Source organism: Mesorhizobium sp. B2-1-3A (assembly GCF_006442655.1).
GTDB lineage: Bacteria > Pseudomonadota > Alphaproteobacteria > Rhizobiales > Rhizobiaceae > Mesorhizobium.
The window spans coordinates 277,776-299,371 of record NZ_VFWK01000004.1 but is presented as its reverse complement, the minus strand read 5'-3'; the positions used below and the strand labels follow the sequence as shown (position 1 = coordinate 299,371).

Genomic DNA, 21,596 nt, shown 5'->3' with positions numbered 1-21,596 from the left:
CGTCGTCAGGCGTCTTTGGGAAGCACCTGAAGTACCCGTGCAATAAACATATGGAACTCGGCCATGTAGGTGCGCAAAAACTGCTCGGTGGATTCAACCGTCACTTCGCCGCTGTCCGTGATCAGGCCCGGCGTGAACTGTATGTAGGCTTCCGGAGCATTCATCTGCGGCGAATTGCAGAAGCTCAGCACGCTGCGCAGGCTCTGCTGGGCCACGGCGGTTCCAATAGTTCCCGGTGATGTCCCAATGACGGCCGACGGCTTGCGAGCGAAGGAATTCTTGCCATATGGGCGGCTCGCCCAGTCGATCGCGTTCTTCAACCCGCCTGGGATCGAGCGGTTATACTCGGGTGTTATGAAAAGCACTGCCTCCACAGCGGCGATGGAGTCTTTGAAAGTGCGCGCGACAGGTGGAAAGTCAGCATCGTAGTCGTAGCTGTAGAGCGGCAAATCCTTGAAGGAAATCTCCGACATCTCAAGCTCTGGCGGGGCGAGTTGCACGAGTGCTTTTGCAAGCTTGCGATTTATCGATGCCTTGGCGAGACTACCGATCAGGTAGCCGACCTTGTGTGTGGTCATGAGGCCCTCCAGGGTTTCCCACCGACCCAGAAACAGTATCCGCTTAATCAAGGACAGGCGCCAGTTAAATTCCTTCGGATTGGATTGCCCCCGGATTGGCAGCCAATTCCCAGCCTCACGCCGCGGCGCTTTGGAACGCCTTGGGACTGACGCCGCCGAGATGGCTGTGGCGACGGGTTCGGTTGTGGAAGACTTCGATATAATCGAAGATGTCGGCCCGGGCGAGGCTTCGGGTTTTGTAGATGCATTTTCGGATGCGCTCCTTCTTCAGGCTGCTGAAGGATGATCCCGCGACGGCGTCGTCCCAGCAATTGGCGCGTCTGCTCATGCTCGCCGGCAGGGCTTACGGTTCCGCCGCCTTCCGACGGGCTCTGGCCAACAAGGGCATCGCTCCATGCATCCCGCCCCATGCCAGCCATCGCATCCAGCACGAATACGATCCCATTCTACCGACAGCGCCACAAGATCGAGAACATGTTCGCCCGGCTCGAGGACTGGCGGCGCATCTACACACGATACGACCGATGCGCGCACACCTTCCTCTCGGCAATCGCCTTCGCCGCAACATTCATCTTCTGGATCAACGAGTCCTGACCCTAGCTAACGCGCTAAGCGCTTTAGATGTCGCAGGGAGGTGACAAGGTGTCGCCGGCGGGCTATGGATGGCGCGTCGAGGACTTGAGGTTTTGAGTCCTACCTGTTTGCGGGAGAGAGCAGCGAGAGCTGCCGCCGAAGGGGAAATCGCCCGAAATCTCTCAGGCAAAAGAACCGTAGACGGGAAAGACACTCTGGAAAGTCGGGGCTTGCCCCCGCGCCGAAGGTGTAAGCGCAGCTGACAGGGTTCCGGCTGCGCGAGTCTCTCAGGCTTCAGACAGAGGGGCACGGACTGGTCGCCATTCGCGGCCGATTGCGTGCGACTCTGGAGACGACATGACGGGCGACGACTCAAAACACCTTCCCCTCGAGGATATCCACACAGCCGCCGGTGCGCGCTTCGGCGCCTTCGCCGGTTGGTCGATGCCGTTGACCTACCCGGCCGGCGTCATGAAGGAACACCTGCATACCCGCGAACATGCGGGCCTGTTCGACATCTCGCACATGAAACTGTTCGAGGTCAGCGGACCGCAAGCGGTCGCGCTGCTCAACCGTGCCTGTCCGCTGGATGCCGGCGCGCTCGAAATCTCGCAATCCAAACTGACGTTATTCCTCAATGAGGCAGGCGGCATCCTCGACGACCTGATCGTCACCCGCCTCGGCGCCGACCGCTTCATGGTCGTCGCCAATGCCGGCAACGCCATCGCCGACGAAAAGCATCTGCGCGAGCTGGCCGCGAATTTTGACGTGGAGATCGGCCCGCTCGACCGCGTCTTCCTGGCCATACAGGGACCCGAGGCCTGGGCCGTGCTGTCCCGCGCCGGCATCGAGACTGGTTCGCTGCTGTTCATGCATGGTGTCGAACCGCGAAAGAACTGGTTCATGAGCCGGTCCGGCTATACCGGCGAGGACGGTTTCGAGATCGGCCTGCCCGAGGCCGATGCGCGCGACCTTGTGGCGAAGCTGCTCGAGGACGAACGCGTGCTGTGGATCGGCCTTGCCGCGCGCGACAGCCTGCGGCTGGAAGCGGGGCTTTGCCTGCATGGCCAGGACATCACACCGGAGACCGACCCGGCAGCCGCCGCGCTGATGTGGGCTATCCCCAAGGACATCCGCGCGTCCGGCGCCTTCATCGGCGCGGACGCCCTGCGCGCCGCCGTGGAACGCGGCCCAGCGCAAAGGCGTGTCGGCCTGAAGCCGGAAGGCCGCCAACCGGTGCGCGCTGGTGCTGCCTTGTTCGACGCCGACGGCAATCCCGCCGGCCATGTCACATCGGGCGGCTTTGGCCCCTCGGCTGGCCACCCGGTCGCCATGGGCTATGTCGCCGCATCGCTGGCAAAGCCCGGCACGCGGGTCTTCGCCGACGTGCGCGGCACGAAAATCCCTGTCGATATCAGTTCCCTGCCCTTCACCCCTCATCGCTACCGCAAAGGATAGACCGCATGGCAAAGACCTATTTCACATCGGATCACGAATGGCTCCGCGTCGAAGGCGGCATCGCCACCGTAGGCATCACCGACTACGCGCAGGAGCAGCTCGGCGACCTCGTCTTCGTCGAACTGCCGGAAACGGGAAAGAAGCTGACCAAGGGCGATACGGCCGTAGTGGTCGAATCCGTCAAGGCGGCCTCTGACGTTTACGCGCCGGTCGACGGCGAGATCACCGAGGCCAACGGCACGCTGTCTTCCGACCCCTCGCTGGTCAACTCGGCGGCAACCGGCGCCGGCTGGCTGTGGAAGATGAAGCTTGCCGACGAAAGCCAGCTCGCCGGCCTCATGGATGAGGCCGCCTACAAAGCCCATATCGGCTGATAACAGGATTTTAAGACGATGAGCGCAGCACTTACCCCCTTCTCGGCCCGCCATATCGGTCCTGATGTCAGCGACGTCAGAGCCATGCTTGCGGTGATCGGCGTCCCCTCTGTCGAGACGTTGATCAGCCAGGCCGTGCCGCAATCGATTCGCCTCGACCTGCCGCTGGCCCTGCCGGCGCCGGCGAGCGAAGCCGAAGCACTGGCCGAATTGTCGGCGACAATGGCTGGGAATACCGTGCTGAAGAGCTTCATCGGCGCCGGCTATCACGGCGTACACGTGCCGCCGGTCATCCAGCGCAATCTGTTCGAGAATCCGGCCTGGTATACGGCCTATACCCCCTATCAGGCCGAGATCAGCCAGGGCCGTCTGGAAATGCTGTTCAATTTCCAGACGCTGGTCACCGAACTGACCGGCCTGCCGGTGGCGTCGGCCTCGCTGCTCGATGAGGCCACCGCTGTCGCCGAAGCGGTCGGCATCGCGCTGCGCCACCACCGCGACAAACGCACCAAGGTGGCACTTGCCGGCACGCCGCATCCGCAGACGCTGGATGTGGTACGCACCCGCGCCGAACCGCTCGGCATCGAGATCGACGGCGAGACGATCGACGACAACACGGCTGCCCTGCTCGTCTCCTGGCCCGATACATCAGGCGTCTATGGCGACCACAAGGCGGCAATCGACAAGGCCCGCGCCACCGGCGCGCTGGTCGTCTTCATCGCCGATCCGCTGGGCCTGACGCTGACCGATGCGCCGGCGAAACTCGGCGCCGACATTGCCGTCGGGCCGATGCAGCGCTTTGGCGTTCCGATGGGCTTTGGCGGCCCGCACGCCGCCTATTGCGCCGTCTCCGACAGGCTGACGCGGCTGATGCCCGGCCGCCTGGTCGGCCAGTCGACCGACAGCAAGGGCCGGCCCGGATACCGCCTCGCCCTGCAGACGCGCGAACAGCATATCCGCCGCGACAAGGCGACGTCCAACATCTGCACCGCGCAGGCGCTGCTCGCCAACATGGCGACGGCCTATGCCATCTGGCATGGACCCGCCGGGCTGCAGGCGATTGCCGGGCGCATCCACGCGCTGGCCAACCGTCTGGCAGGCGGTCTCAAGGCGGCAGGCGTGCCCGTGCTCGGCGCCAGCCGTTTCGACACGGTGACGGTGGAGGTAAAGGGCAAGGCCGCTGAGATCGCCGCCGCCGCCGAAAAGACCGGCCGGCTGCTTCGCGTGCTTGATGCCGACCATGTCGGCGTAGCCTTCGACGAGACCTCGACCGACGCGGATCTCGACGCGATCGCGGCCCTGTTCGGTGCCAAGGCCGGGCCTTCGGCCGGCAGCACGGTGCCCGGCAAGCCGCGTGGAAAAGAGTTCCTGACCCAGCCGGTTTTCAACGAGAACAAGTCGGAAACCGACATGATGCGTTTGCTGCGCCGGTTGGCTGACAAGGACCTGGCGCTCGACCGCTCCATGATCCCGCTCGGATCCTGCACCATGAAGCTCAACGCCGCGGCCGAAATGATGCCGGTGAGCTGGCCAAGCATCGCCAATCTGCATCCCTTCGCGCCATCAGCGCATTCGGCCGGCTATCGCGCCATGATCGGCGAGTTGGAAGGCTGGCTGTCGGAAATCACCGGCTTCGACGCGGTCAGCCTGCAGCCCAATGCCGGCAGCCAGGGCGAATATGCCGGCCTGCTCGCCATCCGCGCCTATCACCGCTCGCGCGGTGAAGGCCACCGCACCGTCTGCCTGATCCCCTCTTCCGCGCACGGCACCAACCCGGCCAGTGCTGCGATGGCCGGCATGAGCGTCGTCGTCGTGCGTTGCCTGGAGGACGGCAATATAGACATGGACGATATGCGGGCCAAGGCCAACGAGCATTCCAAAAACCTAGCGGCGCTGATGTTCACCTATCCCTCGACGCACGGCGTCTACGAAGAAGGCGCCCGCCACCTCTGCGCCCTCATTCACGAGCATGGCGGCCAGGTCTATTTCGACGGCGCAAACCTCAACGCGCTCGTCGCCCTTGCCCGTCCTGCCGATATCGGCGCCGATGTCTGCCATATGAACCTGCACAAGACCTTCTGCATCCCGCATGGCGGCGGCGGCCCCGGCATCGGCCCGATCGGCGTCAAGGCGCATCTGAAGTCCTATCTGCCGGGCCATGTCACCGAAGGCTCGGCGCATGCCGTGTCGGCCGCACCTTTCGGCAGCGCTTCCATCCTGCCGATCACCTGGATGTATATCCGCATGATGGGTGCTGGAGGCCTGAAGCAGGCAACGGAGACCGCCATCATCTCGGCCAACTACGTGGCGACACGGCTCGCGCCGCACTTCCCCCTGCTCTACAAGGGCCGGCACGATCGCATCGCGCATGAGTGCATCCTCGACACGCGTGTGCTCAAGGAGAGCGCCGGCATCAGCGTCGATGACATCGCCAAACGCCTGATCGACTACGGCTTCCACGCACCGACCATGTCGTTTCCGGTTGCCGGCACGCTGATGGTCGAACCGACGGAGTCCGAACCCAAGCGCGAGCTCGACCGCTTCTGCGAGGCGATGATTGCCATCGCCGGCGAGGCAGCCAAGGTAGCGAAAGGCGAATGGCCGCTGACCGACAACCCGCTGGTCAACGCCCCGCACACCGCCGCCGAGGCACTGGCCGGCCAGTGGAACCATCCCTATTCGCGGCTGGAAGCGGCCTACCCCGCCGGCGACGCCGACACAGCGGCAAAGTACTGGCCGCCGGTGTCGCGCATCGATAATGTCGCCGGCGACCGCAACCTGGTCTGTTCCTGCCCGCCGCTGTCGGATTATCTGGGAGCAGCGGAGTAACTAAGCTGAGCGCAAGGCCGGCTTGACCGGTTCGGCCTTGCCCATCCTCTTGCGGCTGACGACGCAATTTCGGCCGGCGCGCTTGGCTGCGTAAAGCGCGGCGTCCGCCTCGGCCAGCACCTCGTCGAGGTTGGTGCCGTCGGCGCCACCAAAGCCGATGCCGCCGCTGACCGTGCTGCGCAACGGACCGAGCGGGGTGGCGACGATTTCGGTGCCGAAGGCCACCCCGATCTTGCTGGCGAGATCATAGGCCCGCTCTTCCGTCATCCGCGACATGACGACGGCAAACTCCTCGCCGCCCAGCCGAAAGGCGTCGACGCCGGTCCTGGCATATTTCCGGATGACGGCGGCGAAGCGACACAGGACCTGATCCCCTATGGGGTGACCGTAGATGTCGTTCGTCCTCTTGAAGTGATCGAGGTCGAACATGACGATCGCCGCGAAAGGACCGAAGGACCGCTCGCCGTGGAGCGATGTCAACCCACGACGGTTCATCAGCCCGGTCAATGGATCGGTCATCGTTTCGGCCTTCAGCTCGATCTGTGCCTGCAGATGGTGCAGCGAGAGCGTCAAGGCGCCGAGGCCGGTCATGCAGGCCACCGCCACGACGGAATTAAGGCGTTCGGCCCAATTGTCGGGCGCCACCCCGAGCGTCCATTGCGCCTTGGCCAGCAGAACCATGCCGCAAAGGGCAAACGACAGCGCACAGGTGCCGCTCAGGAACGAGACCACCAGCAGGATGCGGCGATCATGGCTGCCATTGACCCAGAACATGGCCCCGATCGTCGACAGCAGCACGGTCACCGTCGCGTAAGTGACGATGAAGCCGACACCATCAAGGCCGAGGAGGGTCAAGGCCGCGCAGATTGCCATGGCGGCAAGTGTCGGCACGACCGCACGCCTATGGGCCGGCACGCCAAGATACTGCATGGCCGAAATGCAGAGGATCAGGAAGCCCAGGCTGAGCAGCGCCAGCGCGATCTGGCAAAGCAGCGGATCCGGCTCCTTGGTGTATCGCCAGAACAGGATCACATGCGCGACGAGCACGAGGATGCCGCACGCCACCGTCAGCACGAAACGCGCCCGCGGCGCGGTGAACCAGATTGCAAACATGGTGACGGCCAGGCAGGTGCCCGACAGCGCGGCCGCGAGCAGGAGCGAACTGAAATCCAGCATATCGGGCGGGGGCCTCTCGAGAGTCGGCGGTTACGCCGCATTCTAGGTCAGCGGCAGCCCTCGATCATGGTTTTCAGTCGATCTTTCGACCGAAGCTGCGGTTAGGGTTTACAAAGCGTCGATACCACCTGTCCCGAAACCGTACCCTTGGCCGTCGCGAGGACGGCCATCAGCCCTTGTTGAGCAGTGCTAGATTGGCGTTGACGACCGTGGGATCGGCCATGCCGGCCTTCGCCTCCAGCAGCAGCGCCCTGGCCTTCTTCTTGTTGCCGCGCAGCAGTTGCGAATAGCCCATATTGTTGACGATCTGCGGCTTGCGGCCGGCGACTTTCAGGAGCTGGCCGTAGGCGCGGTCGGCAAAGTCGAAGCGGCCGAGTTCGTCATAGGAGGCGGCGAGTCCCATCCAGGCCTCCGCATTGTCGGCCTTCAGCTCGACGGCCTTGCGGAAATGCTGTTCGGCGAGGCCATAATTGGCGTCGCGAAACTGCGCCTTGCCTTGCGCCAGATCGGACGTATCGACATCCCTGGCGGCCGGCTGGATCGCGGTGGTCTTGGTCGTGTCGACGTTGTTGTTCGTCGTGCACCCGGTGATCATCAAGATGGCCGCCATCGTGGCCGCCGCCGCAAATTTCGTCTGACGCATGCCCTGCCCCGTCGCCCGATTTGTCGGGTCGTTCTTCAGGGAAAGACACTACAGCACAGCCATTAAGCTTCGGTGCCGAAATGCCCCTAAGATTTGGTTTCCGCAATACTGGCCGTTAACCATTGGGCTGCAACGCCTCGAACAGGTGCGAACCGCGTTCTTACGGCGGGTCCATTGCCTTGAGCGCGGCCGGAACCGGATAGCGGCTGCCGTCATAGCGCAGCCGGTGGGTCCGGCTCACCGACTTGCCGGGATGCGACTGGCACTCGCCATCCTTGTCGGGGAGCGGCTCGTCGGTATCCTTCCGCTCGACCACGATGATGTCGTGGTAGCCGCGATGGATCGTCGGGCTCATCGCCAGGCTGACCTTGCTGGAATGAAAGGATCCGGCGCAATTGGTGTCGCCTTCGCCGCCAAAGCCGGCCACGGCAAGCCCATCGAGCACCGCGTGCAGCGCATTGTTGGCGATGGCGTAGAGCCGCAGGTCGGTCTCACCAAAGGGATTGGGCTGCGAATGGTTGGCCATGTCGATGCGCAGGCCGAAGGCGGTGACACCGGGCGCCAGCCCATAGCGGCCGGTGTCGAATTCGATGCCGCGGATGGCGATGGCATCGTCGTTCATCAGCTTGGGCTGGAGCAGTCGCTGGCGTATTTGCAGGGTCTTCCTGTCGACGATCAGAAGCTCGATATCGCCGACATGCTGGCCATCGACGGATTGGACGCTGTCGATCAGCGGCACCGCGACCAGCAGCAGATCCTCATGGGCAGGCCAGACCTTGCAGACCAGGCCCGGCATACCGTCCTGCGGGTCCGCGAGCTGGATGCTGGTATGCGGTTCGAGCGTGAATGAGCGGCCGTCGGCGCTTTTCTGGACCTTGGGATAGGCCTGCCGCAACAGCGCGGCGGCATCGCCGCAATCGTCGGCCGCGGCCTGCGCCGGCCACAGGCTGGTGGCGGCGAGAGCGAGGGAGACGGCACACAACAGTATTCGCATGGGGTTCTCACGTCGCAGGGCCGCGTTCGGGCCGGATGATGCGTTGTCGGCCCCGGATCCAGAGCATCAATATTGGCTAGTGGCTACCCGTCATTTTGACGATGATCGGAATGACCGCGATCATCAGCACCACCGGCAGGATGCACACCGTCACCGGTATCGACATCTTGGCCGGCAGGGCATGCGCCTTCTCCTCGGCCAGCGACATGCGCTTGTGGCGCATTTCGTCGGAGAAGACGCGCAATGCGCCCGACAGGCTGGTGCCGAGTTCCTTCGACTGCTGCAGCAGCGTGGCGAAGGAGCGGACCTCGTCGAGGCTGAGACGGTCGGCGAGTGCCTTCAGCGCATCGTCGAGGCTGCGCCCGGCCCGCAGTTCCAGCGACACCAGCTGCAGGTTCTGGCTGAGCGCGGGATAGGTCTTGGCGAGTTCCTTGGAGACGCGCTCGATGCCGGCCTCCATGCTCATGCCGGCATCCGAGCAGACGATCATTAGGTCCATGAAGTCGGGAAAGCCGTTGCGGTATTCGCGCATCTTCTCCCGCACCTTCTGGGTCAGCACCAGGCCAGGCAGGAAATAGCCGGCCACGCCCGACAGGATGACGAACGCCCAACGGCTGGCCATCGTCGCGTCGGCATTGGCCAGCCACTGGTTCAGAACAAACGCGCCGATCGCGGCGCCGACCAGCGCCGAGAAGCGTATGATGAAGAACGTGCCGACGGCGCGCGGCTCCATATACCCGGCCTGGATCAGCTTCATGCGCAACCGGGCGACATTTTCTGGATCGCTCTTGGCGTAGAATTCCTGTGCCCGCCTCACCGCCTTCTCGCGCACGACGTCGGCATTCTTCTTCTGCAGCGGCTCGGGTTTCGCGGCCGCGGGACCATGGTCGACCTTGAGCCGGCGCTTCACTTCGTTGCGGTCGCCCTTCGCCGCAACCATCGGCCAGGCGACCGCGCCACTGCCCAGGGCCAGCAACAGGACAGCCACCGGCATCAACGAGGCCGGAGCAAGCGAGGCGAGGAACTCGATGAAGCCCTGCATGTCAGAACCTGAAATTCGACATTTTGAACATCATCAGATTGCCCAGCATCAGCCAGGTCACCGAGCCGCCGATCAGGTACCAGGTTTTCGGCTCGTCCCAGACATCGCGGTAGAAGCCCGGCATCAGCGCCATGATGGCGGCAAACAAAAGCGCTGGTATCGCCGTCAGGATATAGGCCGACATGCGGCCTTCGGTCGAGATGGCGCGCACCTTGCGGCGCAGCTTGCCACGCTCGCGGATCGTCAACGCCAGGCCGTCGAGGATCTCGCGCAGATTGCCGCCCGAACTGGACTGGATCGAGACCGCGGTGATGAACAGCGGCAGATCTTCATGGCCGACCCTGTCGAACAGTGAATTCAGCGCGGAGACCAGGTCGGAACCATAGGTCACCTCGTCGGCGATGACGCCGAATTCGGTGCCGATCGGATCGGGCATCTCGCGCGATACCATGGCAATGGCCACCGGCACGGGATGACCGGCCTTGAGGCCGCGCGTGATCAGCTCCAGCGCCTCCGGCAGCTGCATGCCGAAGCGCTTGAGCCGACGCTTGCGCTTGAAGCGCATCACCACCACCGGCAACAGCGGCACGAGCACAACGAACAGGACAAGCCCCATCAGAAGCGGCAAGCCATGCCAGATGGCGACCAGGGCCATGGCCAGCGCCAAGCCCGAGGTGATCATCAGGAATCTCGACAGCGGCATGATCATGCCCGACTGCGTGCGCAGGGCACGGAACCGGTCCGGCGAGAACAGCGAGGTGCCCGCATCGAGGCCGCGCTCCTTGCGCAGCTGGATCAGCACCTGCTCCTGGCTGATCTTGTTTTCCTGCAGCTTCATGCGCCGGTTGATGGCGGTGCGCTTGTCGCTGCGGCCGGCGTAGAGGAGATAGCAGGCCTCGGCGATCATGATGCCGGTGAGTGCTGCCCCGGCGTAGACGACATAGATCGCGCTCAGACCGTCGAACACCTGGTTACTCCTGCGGCCGGCCGGGTTCGAAATAGCGTCCGGGAAACTCGATGCCCATGGCGCGCAGATCCTCGAGGAAGCGTGGCCGGATGCCGGTCGCCTCGAAATAGCCGAGAATCCCGCCATCAGCATCCATGCCGGTGCGCACGAAGCGGAAAATCTCCTGCATCTGGATGACGTCGCCTTCCATGCCGGTCACCTCGGCGACGCTTGTCACCTTGCGCTTGCCGTCGGAAAGCCGGGTCAGCTGGACGATGATATCGATGGCGCTGGCGATCTGGCTGCGGATCGACTGCACCGTCATCGGCATGCCGGTCATGCCCAGCATCTGTTCGAGGCGCGAAATGGCATCGCGCGGCGTGTTGGCATGGATGGTCGCCATCGACCCCTCATGGCCGGTGTTCATCGCCTGCAGCATGTCGAAGGCTTCCTCGCCGCGGCACTCGCCGAGGATGACCCGGTCTGGGCGCATGCGCAGCGCGTTCTTGACGAGATCGCGCTGCTTGAGTTCGCCATGGCCCTCGATGTTGGCGGGGCGCGTCTCCATGCGCGCGACATGCGGCTGCTGCAGCTGAAGTTCTGCCGCGTCCTCGATGGTGATCAACCGTTCGTCTTCGGGGATGAAGGCCGACAGCGCGTTCAGCATCGTCGTCTTGCCGGTACCGGTGCCGCCCGAAATGATCGTCGTCTTGCGGGCGTGGACTGCCGCCGCCAGCACCTCAGCCATGTTCTGCGTGATAGCGCCGAATTCGACCAGCTTGTGAAGGCCGAGCTTGTTCTTGGAGAATTTGCGGATCGACACCAGCGGCCCGTCGACTCCAACCGGGCGGATGGCCGCGTTGAAGCGCGAACCGTCGAGCATGCGCGCGTCGACCATCGGCTGCGATTCATCGACCCGGCGGCCAACCGCGGCGACGATCTTGTTAATGATTCTAAGCAGATGCGCCTCATCCTTGAACGGGATATGGACCTGCTGCAGCTTGCCCTTCTTTTCGATGAAGCAGTTCTGGTGGCCGTTGATCAGGATGTCGTTGATGTCCGGATCCTTGAGCAGCGGCTCAAGCGGACCGAGGCCGACCATCTCGTCGACGATATCGTCGACCAGCGCTTCGAGCTCGACGGTGTTGATCGCCATCCGCTCCTGGCGGGTTTTTTCAGAAACGAAATCATGCACCTGCCGGCGCATCTCCTCCTTGGGCAAACGCTCCAGCGCCACGAGGTTGATCTCCTCGAGCAGCATGCGGTGAATGCGGACGCGCGCATCGAGCACCTTGTTGGCGTTCTTTGCCGGCGCGACATCCGGCTTTGCGGGCGCCTTTCGGCTGGTCGGGATGACGACAGCATGATGCGCGACCGGGGCTGATTCCGCCGGACGCTGCGGACGCGCGTCACGGTTCTGCAGGGTTGAAAAACGGCTGGTCATCCGGCCTTCCTCTTCAAGAAGCCCTTGCCGAGACTAAACAGCGACTTCGACTTGGGTCCAGTCGCGGCTGCCTCCTCCGGAAGAATGATCCTCTTCAGGTCGTTGACGACATTGGCATTGGGGTCGATTTCGTGCAACGGCACGCCACGGTCGACCGCCTCGCGCACCAGCCGGTAGTTGTTGGCGATGCCGCCGACGAAATGCTCGCCAAGAATCTCCTGGACGTCGGCCTGCTTGATGCCGTTGTCGAACATCTTCTGCTCGAAACGGTTGACGATGACGTTCGGCTTCACTTCCTTGCCGGCGGTCTCATAGACAGCCTGGATCAGCCTTTGCGTGTGGCGCAGGCACGGTACCGTCATCTCGGCCACGATATACAGCTTGTTGGAGCCGAGCAGCACGGTCTCCGTCCAGGGAAACCAGGTGCGCGGCATGTCGATGACGACATTGTCAAAATAGGCCGAGACGAGGTCCAGCATGCGGACCACGACATCGGTCTTGAACGAACGCATCTCCGCCGGGTGGGTCGGCGCGGCCAGCACGCACAGCCCGCTGGCGTGCTTGGACAGCATCACGTCGAGCAGCTGCCGGTCGAGACGTTCGGGCTGGTTCTCGATCTCGGTGATGTCGAAACGTGGCTCGAGGTCGAGATATTCGGCACAGGCGCCCTGCTGGAAATTGAGATCGACCACGCAGGTCGAGGCGCCACGCGTCACCGAATGATGCAGCTGGAAGGCGGTCTGCAGCGCCAGCGTCGTTGTACCGACGCCGCCGGCGGCAGGCATGAAGGTGTAGATCTGCGACTCGGTGTTTTCCTCCCGCCCCGGCCCCTGCAACGCCCGCACGACCGAGCGCACCAGGTCGGCCGTCGTGATCGGCTTGACCAGAAAATCGGCGACCTTGAGCTGCACCAGGATGCGCACCGCGGCGGCGTTGAACTCCTGGGTGACGACGACGACCGGTGTCTTGCCCTCCAGCCGGCGCATGATGCGCTGCAGCGACTCGACCTCCTCCAGCCTCGCCGCGTCCATGTCGACGATGATGGCGCCGAAATCGGCCTCCTGTATTTCGCCACGCAACTCGGTGACACTCTTCTCCACCGCCGAGAGCTGGATGATCTCGGAGGCGGCGAATGCGGTCCGCGTGTCCTGCACGAAGGTCCTGTCCGTCGATACGAGCAGGATTTTCCGGGTCTTGATGCCGTTTGCCATTTTTATCAGCCTGTGGGCTCGATCGCCCTTTGGGGTCAGTTGCCCGTGGTCGTCTGCGATGCCTTCGAAGCGGCGGCCTGATCGGGGGTGACAGGTCCGGCATCGCCACGCTTGGCAGGCACGAGAAGCCTGGTGTTCTGGACACCGTACTTCCACGGATCGACCATCTGCATGACGGTGTTGGCGGCCTGGGCGTTACCGGCGCCGGTCGTCAGCCCTTCACTGCGCACATAGTCGTCGCTGGTGCAGCCGGCGGCGAAGCCGGCCAAAAGCAAGGCAATGCTCGACCTCAGGATCAGACGCATGGCACTTCAGTCCTTCGGCAGGTCGAGGAAATGCCCGACCGTGGTGGCGGGAGTGGCTCTTGCGGCACTGCCATCGGCCAGCGCCAGCGCGCGACCGCTGTCCGATGCCTTCACTTCCTCGGTGTTGTTGAGGAAATAGTCGACGTTGCTGGCCGGCTGCGTGCCATCGGTCGGCTCGGCCATCTTCTTCGATGGATCGACCGGCTTGACCAGATAGGGCGTGACGATGATGACCAGATCGGTTTCGCGGCGCTGATAGGACTTCGACGAGAACAGCGGTCCAAGCACGGGCATCTTGCCGAGGCCGGGAATGCGCGATGTGGTGATGTCGTTTTGCGACTGCAGCAGCCCCGCGATCATGAAGCTCTGGCCATTCTTCAGGTCGACCGAGGTCTTGGCGCGGCGGACGATGAAACCGGGCACGGAGATGGTGCCGATGTTGTAGGAGGCCGACGCGTCGATGGAGGACACTTCCGGCGCGATGTCGAGGCTGACCAGCCCGTCCTTGAGCACTGTCGGCGTGAAGTCGAGGCTGACGCCGTACTTCTTGTAGCTGACGGAAATCTTGCCGTTTTCCTCGGAAACCGGGATCGGAAATTCGCCGCCGGCGAGGAAGCTCGCCGTCTCGCCCGAACGGGCAATCAGGTTCGGTTCGGCCAGCCGCCGGGCAAGGCCGCGCTCTTCCAGCGCCTTGATGGCGACATCGATCGACACGCCGTTCGACAACAGCCGGCCGATGATCTCGCCGGTTCCGGCCGCCGGCACGGTTCCCGGATCGATGGTGACATCGCGTCCACCGATACCGTAGGCGAAATTGGCGCTGTATTTGGCGCCGAGATCCTGGCTTGCCTGGCGATTGATCTCGACGAAACGGACGTTGAGCTGGACCTGCTGCGAGGACGAGATGTTGACGGAGTTGATCACCTCTTCATTGCCGGAAAAGCGGCTGGCGATCTTGCTTGCCTTGTCCGCGGCGACAGCGTCATCCGCCTCACCCGACAGCACGACACGGCCATTGGCCGAACCGACCTTGATCTTGGCGTCCGGCACGCTGGCGCGGATGGTGCTGGCCAGTTGATCCGTGTCGAGCGTCACCTCGATGTCGACGGTGCCGACAAGCTGCTTCTTCTCGTCGAACAAAGCGATGCCGGTGGTGCCGAGATTGTTGCCCAGCACATAGAAGGATTTGTCGGTCAGCGGATTGACGTTGGCGATCTCCGGATCGCCGATGACAATCTGGTAGAAAGCGGCGCTCGTCACGATCGTCTTGGGCTTCCCCTTGGCGACCTTGATCGACGCATTCTTGGTCGCCGAGACATAGACGACGTCATTGTCCGCCTTGGCCGCGCCAGGCAAGGCAAGCATCCCGCTCACAGCCACGGCAACCGCCATCCCCAAGATGCGCACGAAGCGCAACCGGCCTGCCATTCGATATAGGGTACGCATCAACATTGCCCCGTCCCGCCCGGTCCCCACCGGCATTTACTTCTGGTCCCGCGCAGGAACCTGATATTCCTCGGCTTTCGTGCCGCGCGTCACGATGACCGTCTTGAATTTCGGCTTCTCCGGCTCCTTGGTCATTGCGTCGAACAAGGAGCCGGCCGCGGCCTGAGCCTTGGCCGCAACCGATCCGCCGAAGGAAGAGATGGTGGTGACGCCATTCTTGCCGTCGCCGCCTTCGCTGGCCGAGCGCAGCGACAGCGACAGCGTGCCGACGGTGCGGGCAAGCGCCACTTTCTGCGCGCCCTCGGTCGTCACCTCTATGGTCACGGAATTGGCCACCTGCGGCGTGGTCTGGCGCTCGTCGGCGCCCTGCCCGACGCTCAGCACCTTGGCGTCCGCAACCACGATCTCGGAAGTGATGGTCGAACCGGCCGCCCCTTGCGCGTTCTTGGCGACTTCCTGGATTTCGCCGGCATCGCGCGTCAGCACGACATCGACCCGGTCGCCCGGCGTGACGAAGCCGCCGACACCGGCGATCTCGTCGGTGCGGATGGTGACCGCGCGCATTCCGGGGGTCAGCATGTTGGAGAGCGTCGCGCGGCCGTTTGGCCCCGACAGCTTGGTCAGCAGCACCGGTTCGTTGACCTCGATCGGCGACAGCACCACGCGGCTGCCTTCGCCAAGCAGCCCGTCGATGGTGGCAAAGGCGCCCTGCGGCAGGGAATCCTGAGGCCACGGGATTTCGATCAGCTTTGCACGGTCGAGTTCCATGCCGTAGCGCAACGACGCATTCGCCACCACGATGGTCTTGAACTCGATCCTTGGCGGAGCTGGGGCAGCGATCGACGACGTCTTCTCCTCGGCGTCGGCCTTGGCCTGGCTTTTGACCCAGAAATCCGCGGCAAAGATCGATATCGCGCCGAAAACGGCGGCGATGCCGATCATCGTTATGGCCTTGCCCCTCACGCCGAAACCCCTGCTGCCCGTCGTTTCTTGTTATGTTGGGCTCACGCTAGGCCGCTTTGTTAAAGAAACAGGAATCCCGGCCAGCCGTATCGGACCTATTTCCGCCCGCTTGGTTATCGAATGGTTTTAAGGTAAGAGGGGGTCAAATCCCCGAACGTAACAGGAACTTCCGTCGCTTGGCGCTGAAAAGCGTGGCAGTATCGGCGGGTGATTCGCAGCACCGGACCCTATGGCAGGCATGGACGACAACAACGATCTCTTCGGCAATATGGACAAGCAGCCGCAGCCGGTTCGCACACCGGCGCGCCCGGCGGATCCCCTTGTGCAGGCGGCGGCCAAGCGCCCCGCAGCGACCAAGGATGGTAGCGAGGGCTACAGCGCCGCCGATATCGAGGTGCTCGAGGGCCTGGAGCCGGTGCGTCGCCGGCCAGGCATGTATATTGGCGGTACCGACGACAAGGCGATGCACCATCTGTTCGCCGAGGTCATCGACAATTCGATGGACGAGGCGGTTGCCGGCCATGCCACCTTTATCGACGTCGAGCTTTCGGCCGACGGGTTTCTGACCGTTACCGACAATGGCCGCGGCATCCCGGTCGATCCGCATCCGAAATACAAGAAGCCGGCACTCGAAGTCATCATGACGACGCTGCATTCGGGCGGCAAATTCGATTCCAAGGTTTATGAAACCTCGGGCGGCCTGCACGGCGTCGGCGTTTCCGTTGTGAACGCGCTGTCGGATCATCTCGAGGTCGAAGTCGCGCGAGGTCGTCAACTATACCGCCAGCGCTTCTCGCGCGGCATTCCGATAAGCGGTCTGGAGCACCTCGGCGAGGTGCACAACCGCCGCGGCACCAAGACCCGGTTCCATCCCGACGAGCAGATCTTCGGCAAGGGCGCGGCTTTCGAGCCGGCGCGCCTCTACCGCATGACGCGCTCGAAAGCCTATCTGTTTGGCGGCGTCGAAATACGCTGGACCTGCGATCCCTCGCTGATCAAGGAAAAGGACCAGACGCCGGCGAAGGCGGAATTCCATTTTCCAGGCGGCCTCAAGGACTATCTCAAGGCATCGCTCGGCGACGACTTCCAGGTGACGCGGGAAATCTTCGCGGGTAAAAGCGAAAAGCAGGGCGGTCATGGCTCGCTCGAATGGGCTGTGACCTGGTTCGGCGGCGACGGTTTCATCAATTCCTACTGCAACACCATCCCGACCGGTGAAGGCGGCACCCACGAGGCCGGTTTCCGCAACGTGCTGACGCGGGGCCTGCGCGCCTATGCCGATCTCGTCGGCAACAAGCGCGCCTCGGTCGTCACCTCCGAAGACGTCATGATCTCGGCGGCCGGCATGCTATCGGTGTTCATCCGTGAACCTGAATTCGTCGGCCAGACCAAGGACAGGCTGGCAACGATCGAGGCGATCCGCATTGTCGAGACCGCGATCCGCGATCCATTCGACCATTGGCTGGCCGACAATCCACAGGAAGCCTCGAAGCTCCTGGAATGGGTGATCGCGCGCGCCGACGAGCGGGTGCGCCGGCGCCAGGAGAAAGAGGTGTCGCGCAAGAGCGCGGTACGCAAGCTGCGCCTGCCCGGCAAGCTCGCCGACTGCACGCAGAACGCGGCGGCCGGTGCCGAACTGTTCATCGTCGAAGGTGACTCCGCCGGCGGCTCGGCCAAGCAGGCACGCGACCGTGCCAGCCAGGCCGTATTGCCGCTGCGTGGCAAGATCCTCAACGTCGCCAGCGCCGGCAACGACAAGCTGGCCGCCAATCAGCAGATATCGGACCTGATCCAGGCGCTCGGCTGCGGCACGCGCTCGAAGTACCGCGACGAGGATTTGCGCTACGACCGCGTCATCATCATGACCGACGCCGACGTCGACGGCGCCCACATCGCCTCGCTGCTGATCACCTTCTTCTACCAGGAAATGCCGGCGCTGGTGCGTGGCGGCCATCTCTATCTGGCGGTGCCGCCGCTTTACTCGATCAGGCAAGGTGGCAAGGTCGCCTATGCCCGCGACGACGCGCACAAGGACGAACTCCTGCGCACCGAATTCACCGGGCGCGGCAAGGTCGAGCTTGGCCGCTTCAAGGGCCTGGGCGAAATGATGGCCTCGCAGCTCAAGGAGACCACCATGGACCCGAGGAAGCGTACGCTGCTCAGGGTCGACGTGATCGACGCCGAGGCCGCGACCAAGAACGCGGTCGACGCGCTGATGGGCACCAAGCCGGAAGCCCGCTTCCGCTTCATCCAGGAGCGTGCCGAATTCGCGGAGACGGAAGTGCTGGATATCTGAGCGCCACCCGGTCCATAACACGGGCTCCAGTTGCGGAGACGAGCATGTGACCCGGGCACGGCTGAAAGCCTATTTCGAGACAAGCTTGGCCGGGCTGACACAGCCGACGCACTCGGACTGGATTTTCGCCCTGCGAACCGTTTCGGCCGGGCTTATCGCGCTTCTCGCCGCCTATGCGCTGCGCCTCGATCACCCGCAATGGGCGATGATGACGGTATTCATCGTCGCCCAGCCCGTTGCCGGCATGGTGCTGGCAAAGGGTTTTTACCGTCTGCTCGGCACGCTCGCCGGTGGCGTCGCCGCGATCGGCATCACCACGATCTTTGGTACCGGCCCCTGGGTGCTGGTGACGGTGCTGGCGGTTTGGATCGGCATCTGCACCTTCGTCTCCTCGCTGCTGCGCAACCCGGAAGCCTATGGCGCGGCCCTGGCCGGCTACACGGCCATGATCATCGGCCTGCCCGCCTTCGGGCAACCGCACCTTGTCGTCGACCTTGCAGTCGCGCGCTGCGCCGAGATCGTACTCGGTATCGTCTGCGCCGGCCTGACCAGCCGGCTGATCCTGCCGAAACTGGCCAGTGACGCCATCATCTCGCGGCTGAAACGCTGCATTCTCGACCTCGCCATCTATGCCGGCGGTGCGTTCTCCGGCGGCGATCGGGCAACGCTCATCGGACTGCACCGCAAGCTTGTCGCCGACACCCAGACGCTTGGCGAGATGCGCGCCTATGCCAGGCTCGAGGCAGCAAGCTTCGCGCCCCGCGCCCATCCGGTCCGGCGCACCATCGGACAGCTGCTCTCGGCTCTCTCGGCGGCACGTGCGCTGCATTCGCACGCCGCTCCGAAGAACGCCGCGCTCATTCCGGTACGCTCGGAGTTGCAAGTGCTTGTCGGTGAACTGGCGGCCAAACCCGGCGCGTTGGATGATATCGCGCCCTGGGTGGCACGGCTCGACGCGATCTCGGCCAAAGCCAGGCAAATGCCCGATGCCTCGGTCGACCAGGGTGACGACAGGGTCGGCACCATCACCCGCCTCACCATCGCCGCCGATTTCGCCGAGGCGCTGAAACAGGTGCTGCGCGGTCTGGATGCGCTGCGCTCACCAGCCACGCGCCGCCAAGGTCGCGCCAGCCGGCAACCCGCCCTCGTGGTGCATCGCGACTATCCCGGCGCGGCACGTAACGCCGTCCGCGCGGCCCTTGCCACATTGCTGGTCGCCGCATTCTGGCTGACGACGAAATGGTCGGAAGCGGCAGGCACCGTCATTCTGGTTGCCGTCGTATCGAGCCTGTTTGCCGCTCGCCCCGACCCGGTGCAGGTATCTTGGGGCTTCTTCAAGGGCACCCTGCTCGCTTTGCCCTTTGCCTTTCTCGTCGGCCAGATAGCGCTTCCCGCCCTGCCCGGTTTTGGCTGGTTCACGCTCTTTGTCGTTCCCATATTGGTGCCGGCGGCGCTCGCCATGGCCAATCCGCGCTATGTCGGCGTGGCGACAGCCTTCGCCATCAATTTTCTCGCCTTCCTCAGTCCCCATCAGGCGATGACCTATGCTCCTGGCCCCTTCCTTGCCGGCTCGGCATCGATCCTGGTCGGCATCCTGCTGGCGATCGGGGTCTTCCTCATCGTGCTCCCCGCCGATCCGTGGCTCGCGGCCAATCGCATCGTGCGGGCCATGCGCGAGGATCTGGCTCGACTTTGCCTGCACGAGCGCGTGCCGAGGCGACCGGCCTTCGAGAGCCTCGCCTATGACCGGATCAACCAGTTGATGCCGCTGGTGCAGAATTCCGGCAGGAAGGGCGAAGCGGTTCTGGGTGGCGGCGTTGCCGCAGTCACGGTCGGTCTGGAGATCCTGCGGTTGCGCAGCGCAAGCCAGAACCACGCCATCCCGTCCGAGACCGCGCTTTCGGTCGCCAACTTCCTGAGAGGGCTGGCGCGCGAGTTGCTTTTCCGCGCGCCCGGCGACCCGCAGACAGCGACTGTCGCCGTGGCCCGGCAATATGCGGCGGGCATAGCCCAGCGGAACGCCAACAGCGACGCGCTGCAGATCGCGGCATCACTGCGCATTATCGCCGCGGCGATGGAGGATTTCCCGGATTTTTTCGCCAGGGATAAAGGCTAGGCCGCAGCGATCGCCAGTGCGTGCCCCCGCGCGTTCTCGCGCAGGGCGTCAAGATGGATCGACTTGACCAGAGCGGCGAGATCGCCTTCCGCGGATTGCCCGCCCAGTTCCTTGAGCATCAGCCAGCTGACTTCCTGCACGCCGGCAACGCGCTTGCCATTGGCAACTTCCCGCCAGATTTTCAGCGCGCGCAGGATGATCGCATGCGTGGCGGCGGCAAGGCCGGCGCTGCGGAACAGGGCCTGCAAGGCGACATCGTGCCCGCCGGCCAGCAGCGCCCTCACGCGCTGTTCAGACTGCTGGCCGAGGGCCACCAGCGTCGAGCCGAAGAAATCGACCTTGCCATGCGCGATGGTGCGGATAAGGAAGCTTGCGGTGAGATCGCCGCGCAGCCTGAGATGCTCGATCAGAGCCGCGTGTTCTTCCTGGCGCGTGCCCTCGATCAGCGTCACGGAGGCTTTGACGCAAGCGTCCCGCATGACGCGGTCGGCACGCGCGGCGCCCATCAATGCCATGACCAGTGGCGATGTCTTCAATGTTTCGCCAAGCTTGATCAGCAGCATATGCCGGCAGTCGGCAGGCAGGCGTGCATCCGATATCAGTGCCTCGCGTACCAGAGGCAGATGCCCGTGCCGTTCGGCCATGCGGCGGAAACTGAGGGAAGCGATGTCGGCGCCACTGTTGGCCAGCAGCACCGCGCAGGCTTCAGCCTCGCCAATCTCGGCGATGGCCGCCGACAGCGCCATCGAGACAACAGGACGGTCCGCGATCAGCTTCTGCGTTGCCTTCTGGCTCGCCGCCACACGGTTGATCAGATCGGCGTCGGTGAGCAGCGGCGAGCGCGCCAGCACGACACCGGCGACTTCGGGCTGGTCGGAAGCCAGCGCGCTGATGATCTGCAGCGGCGCGTGGTGGCTCATGGAAAGCGCTTCGGCCATTGCCAGCCGCACTTTCGACGACGCATCGTCGAGCAGCAGCGTCAGCGCGGCCTCCGCGGCGCAGCGATCCTCGAACGGCAATTCGGAATTGACATAGGCCCGGGCCAGCGCGTTGGCCGCGGCGGCACGCTCGGACACCCTGGCCGTGTAGATCCACTTCAGGAAATGCGAAACAACAACCATGCCCGCCTGCTATGCCCCTTGCCAGAAGGTTTCCGGCCCCGGTGAAGACGGTAGGCAGAAATGGTTTACGAACGGTTCACC

The 21,596-nt window shown here is 63.9% G+C and carries 17 protein-coding genes, 2 pseudogenes and 1 riboswitch; of the genes and pseudogenes, 6 read left to right on the top strand and 13 right to left on the bottom strand.

Annotated features, from left to right (window positions below; translation table 11 throughout):
* Positions 1-5: 5 nt before the first annotated feature.
* Positions 6-578, bottom strand: a complete 573-nt coding sequence (locus FJ977_RS17155; RefSeq protein WP_140773252.1) for an NADPH-dependent FMN reductase — start codon at positions 576-578, stop codon at positions 6-8.
* Positions 579-693: 115 nt separating this feature from the next.
* Positions 694-909 (bottom strand): annotated as a pseudogene (locus FJ977_RS17150) (IS3 family transposase); the annotation flags it as partial.
* 116 nt (positions 910-1,025) lie between these two features.
* Here FJ977_RS17150 and FJ977_RS17145 point away from each other — a divergent pair.
* The 4 genes and pseudogenes from FJ977_RS17145 to gcvP form a co-directional block, all read left to right on the top strand.
* A pseudogene (locus FJ977_RS17145) lies at positions 1,026-1,172 on the top strand (IS5/IS1182 family transposase); the annotation flags it as partial.
* Positions 1,173-1,272: 100 nt separating this feature from the next.
* A riboswitch (glycine riboswitch) is annotated at positions 1,273-1,359 on the top strand.
* A 149-nt stretch (positions 1,360-1,508) separates the two neighbouring features.
* A complete protein-coding gene (gene gcvT / locus FJ977_RS17140; RefSeq protein ID WP_140773248.1) occupies positions 1,509-2,609 on the top strand; it encodes a glycine cleavage system aminomethyltransferase GcvT in 1,101 nt (366 codons plus the stop codon).
* A 5-nt stretch (positions 2,610-2,614) separates the two neighbouring features.
* The gene (gene gcvH, locus FJ977_RS17135) at positions 2,615-2,983 is read left to right on the top strand and encodes a glycine cleavage system protein GcvH (protein WP_140773246.1); all 369 of its coding nucleotides are present in this window, start codon (positions 2,615-2,617) and stop codon (positions 2,981-2,983) included.
* An 18-nt stretch (positions 2,984-3,001) separates the two neighbouring features.
* The gene (gene gcvP, locus FJ977_RS17130; RefSeq protein WP_140773244.1) at positions 3,002-5,812 is read left to right on the top strand and encodes an aminomethyl-transferring glycine dehydrogenase; all 2,811 of its coding nucleotides are present in this window, start codon (positions 3,002-3,004) and stop codon (positions 5,810-5,812) included.
* On the opposite strand, the gene FJ977_RS17125 is transcribed toward gcvP, so the two are convergent.
* The 10 genes from FJ977_RS17125 to cpaB all read right to left on the bottom strand — a co-directional run bounded on the left by FJ977_RS17125 (position 5,813) and on the right by cpaB (position 15,982).
* Positions 5,813-6,988 (bottom strand): GGDEF domain-containing protein, encoded by a 1,176-nt coding sequence (locus FJ977_RS17125; protein ID WP_140773243.1) that lies wholly within the window; start codon positions 6,986-6,988, stop codon positions 5,813-5,815.
* Positions 6,989-7,157: 169 nt separating this feature from the next.
* The gene (locus tag FJ977_RS17120) at positions 7,158-7,631 is read right to left on the bottom strand and encodes a hypothetical protein (protein WP_140773242.1); all 474 of its coding nucleotides are present in this window, start codon (positions 7,629-7,631) and stop codon (positions 7,158-7,160) included.
* 160 nt (positions 7,632-7,791) lie between these two features.
* Positions 7,792-8,625 carry a hypothetical protein gene (locus FJ977_RS17115; RefSeq protein ID WP_140773240.1) on the bottom strand — a complete coding sequence of 278 codons (834 nt, stop codon included), beginning with the start codon at positions 8,623-8,625 and terminating at the stop codon, positions 7,792-7,794.
* A 76-nt stretch (positions 8,626-8,701) separates the two neighbouring features.
* On the bottom strand, positions 8,702-9,667 hold the full coding sequence (locus tag FJ977_RS17110; RefSeq protein ID WP_140773239.1) for a type II secretion system F family protein: 966 nt from the start codon (positions 9,665-9,667) through the stop codon (positions 8,702-8,704).
* A 1-nt stretch (position 9,668) separates the two neighbouring features.
* Entirely contained in the window at positions 9,669-10,634 is a 966-nt protein-coding gene (locus FJ977_RS17105; RefSeq protein ID WP_140773237.1) for a type II secretion system F family protein, read from the bottom strand.
* 4 nt (positions 10,635-10,638) lie between these two features.
* Positions 10,639-12,057, bottom strand: coding sequence for a CpaF family protein (locus FJ977_RS17100; protein WP_140773235.1), 1,419 nt, complete (start codon positions 12,055-12,057; stop codon positions 10,639-10,641).
* Entirely contained in the window at positions 12,054-13,268 is a 1,215-nt protein-coding gene (locus tag FJ977_RS17095; protein ID WP_140773233.1) for a response regulator/pilus assembly protein, read from the bottom strand. The genes FJ977_RS17100 and FJ977_RS17095 overlap by 4 nt, the downstream gene beginning before the upstream one ends.
* Positions 13,269-13,303: 35 nt before the next feature.
* A complete protein-coding gene (locus FJ977_RS17090; RefSeq protein ID WP_056572257.1) occupies positions 13,304-13,573 on the bottom strand; it encodes a hypothetical protein in 270 nt (89 codons plus the stop codon).
* 6 nt (positions 13,574-13,579) lie between these two features.
* Positions 13,580-14,965 (bottom strand): type II and III secretion system protein family protein, encoded by a 1,386-nt coding sequence (locus FJ977_RS17085; protein WP_246683204.1) that lies wholly within the window; start codon positions 14,963-14,965, stop codon positions 13,580-13,582.
* Positions 14,966-15,055: 90 nt separating this feature from the next.
* A complete protein-coding gene (gene cpaB / locus FJ977_RS17080) occupies positions 15,056-15,982 on the bottom strand; it encodes a Flp pilus assembly protein CpaB (protein ID WP_244735111.1) in 927 nt (308 codons plus the stop codon).
* Positions 15,983-16,220: 238 nt separating this feature from the next.
* Here cpaB and parE point away from each other — a divergent pair, with 238 nt between their 5' ends.
* Positions 16,221-18,278, top strand: a complete 2,058-nt coding sequence (gene parE / locus FJ977_RS17075) for a DNA topoisomerase IV subunit B (protein ID WP_140773230.1) — start codon at positions 16,221-16,223, stop codon at positions 18,276-18,278.
* 46 nt (positions 18,279-18,324) lie between these two features.
* Positions 18,325-20,394: an FUSC family protein gene (locus tag FJ977_RS17070; RefSeq protein ID WP_140773229.1), complete on the top strand. Its 2,070-nt coding sequence runs from the start codon at positions 18,325-18,327 to the stop codon at positions 20,392-20,394.
* Here FJ977_RS17070 and FJ977_RS17065 read toward each other — a convergent pair.
* Positions 20,391-21,515 (bottom strand): DUF2336 domain-containing protein, encoded by a 1,125-nt coding sequence (locus FJ977_RS17065; RefSeq protein WP_140773227.1) that lies wholly within the window; start codon positions 21,513-21,515, stop codon positions 20,391-20,393. The genes FJ977_RS17070 and FJ977_RS17065 overlap by 4 nt on opposite strands.
* Positions 21,516-21,596: the final 81 nt, after the last annotated feature.

Bases quoted from the DNA above. Each gene is read 5' to 3' on its own strand.
- FJ977_RS17110 (WP_140773239.1), bottom strand. From the start codon at position 9,667: ATGCAGGGCTTCATCGAGTTCCTCGCCTCGCTTGCTCCGGCCTCGTTG.
- FJ977_RS17155 (WP_140773252.1), bottom strand. From the start codon at position 578: ATGACCACACACAAGGTCGGCTACCTGATCGGTAGTCTCGCCAAGGCA.
- gcvT (WP_140773248.1), top strand. From the start codon at position 1,509: ATGACGGGCGACGACTCAAAACACCTTCCCCTCGAGGATATCCACACA.
- FJ977_RS17120 (WP_140773242.1), bottom strand. From the start codon at position 7,631: ATGCGTCAGACGAAATTTGCGGCGGCGGCCACGATGGCGGCCATCTTG.
- FJ977_RS17085 (WP_246683204.1), bottom strand. From the start codon at position 14,965: ATGGCGGTTGCCGTGGCTGTGAGCGGGATGCTTGCCTTGCCTGGCGCG.
- FJ977_RS17090 (WP_056572257.1), bottom strand. From the start codon at position 13,573: ATGCGTCTGATCCTGAGGTCGAGCATTGCCTTGCTTTTGGCCGGCTTC.
- FJ977_RS17100 (WP_140773235.1), bottom strand. From the start codon at position 12,057: ATGACCAGCCGTTTTTCAACCCTGCAGAACCGTGACGCGCGTCCGCAG.
- gcvP (WP_140773244.1), top strand. From the start codon at position 3,002: ATGAGCGCAGCACTTACCCCCTTCTCGGCCCGCCATATCGGTCCTGAT.
- FJ977_RS17065 (WP_140773227.1), bottom strand. From the start codon at position 21,515: ATGGTTGTTGTTTCGCATTTCCTGAAGTGGATCTACACGGCCAGGGTG.
- parE (WP_140773230.1), top strand. From the start codon at position 16,221: ATGGACGACAACAACGATCTCTTCGGCAATATGGACAAGCAGCCGCAG.
- FJ977_RS17115 (WP_140773240.1), bottom strand. From the start codon at position 8,625: ATGCGAATACTGTTGTGTGCCGTCTCCCTCGCTCTCGCCGCCACCAGC.
- FJ977_RS17125 (WP_140773243.1), bottom strand. From the start codon at position 6,988: ATGCTGGATTTCAGTTCGCTCCTGCTCGCGGCCGCGCTGTCGGGCACC.
- gcvH (WP_140773246.1), top strand. From the start codon at position 2,615: ATGGCAAAGACCTATTTCACATCGGATCACGAATGGCTCCGCGTCGAA.
- FJ977_RS17095 (WP_140773233.1), bottom strand. From the start codon at position 13,268: ATGGCAAACGGCATCAAGACCCGGAAAATCCTGCTCGTATCGACGGAC.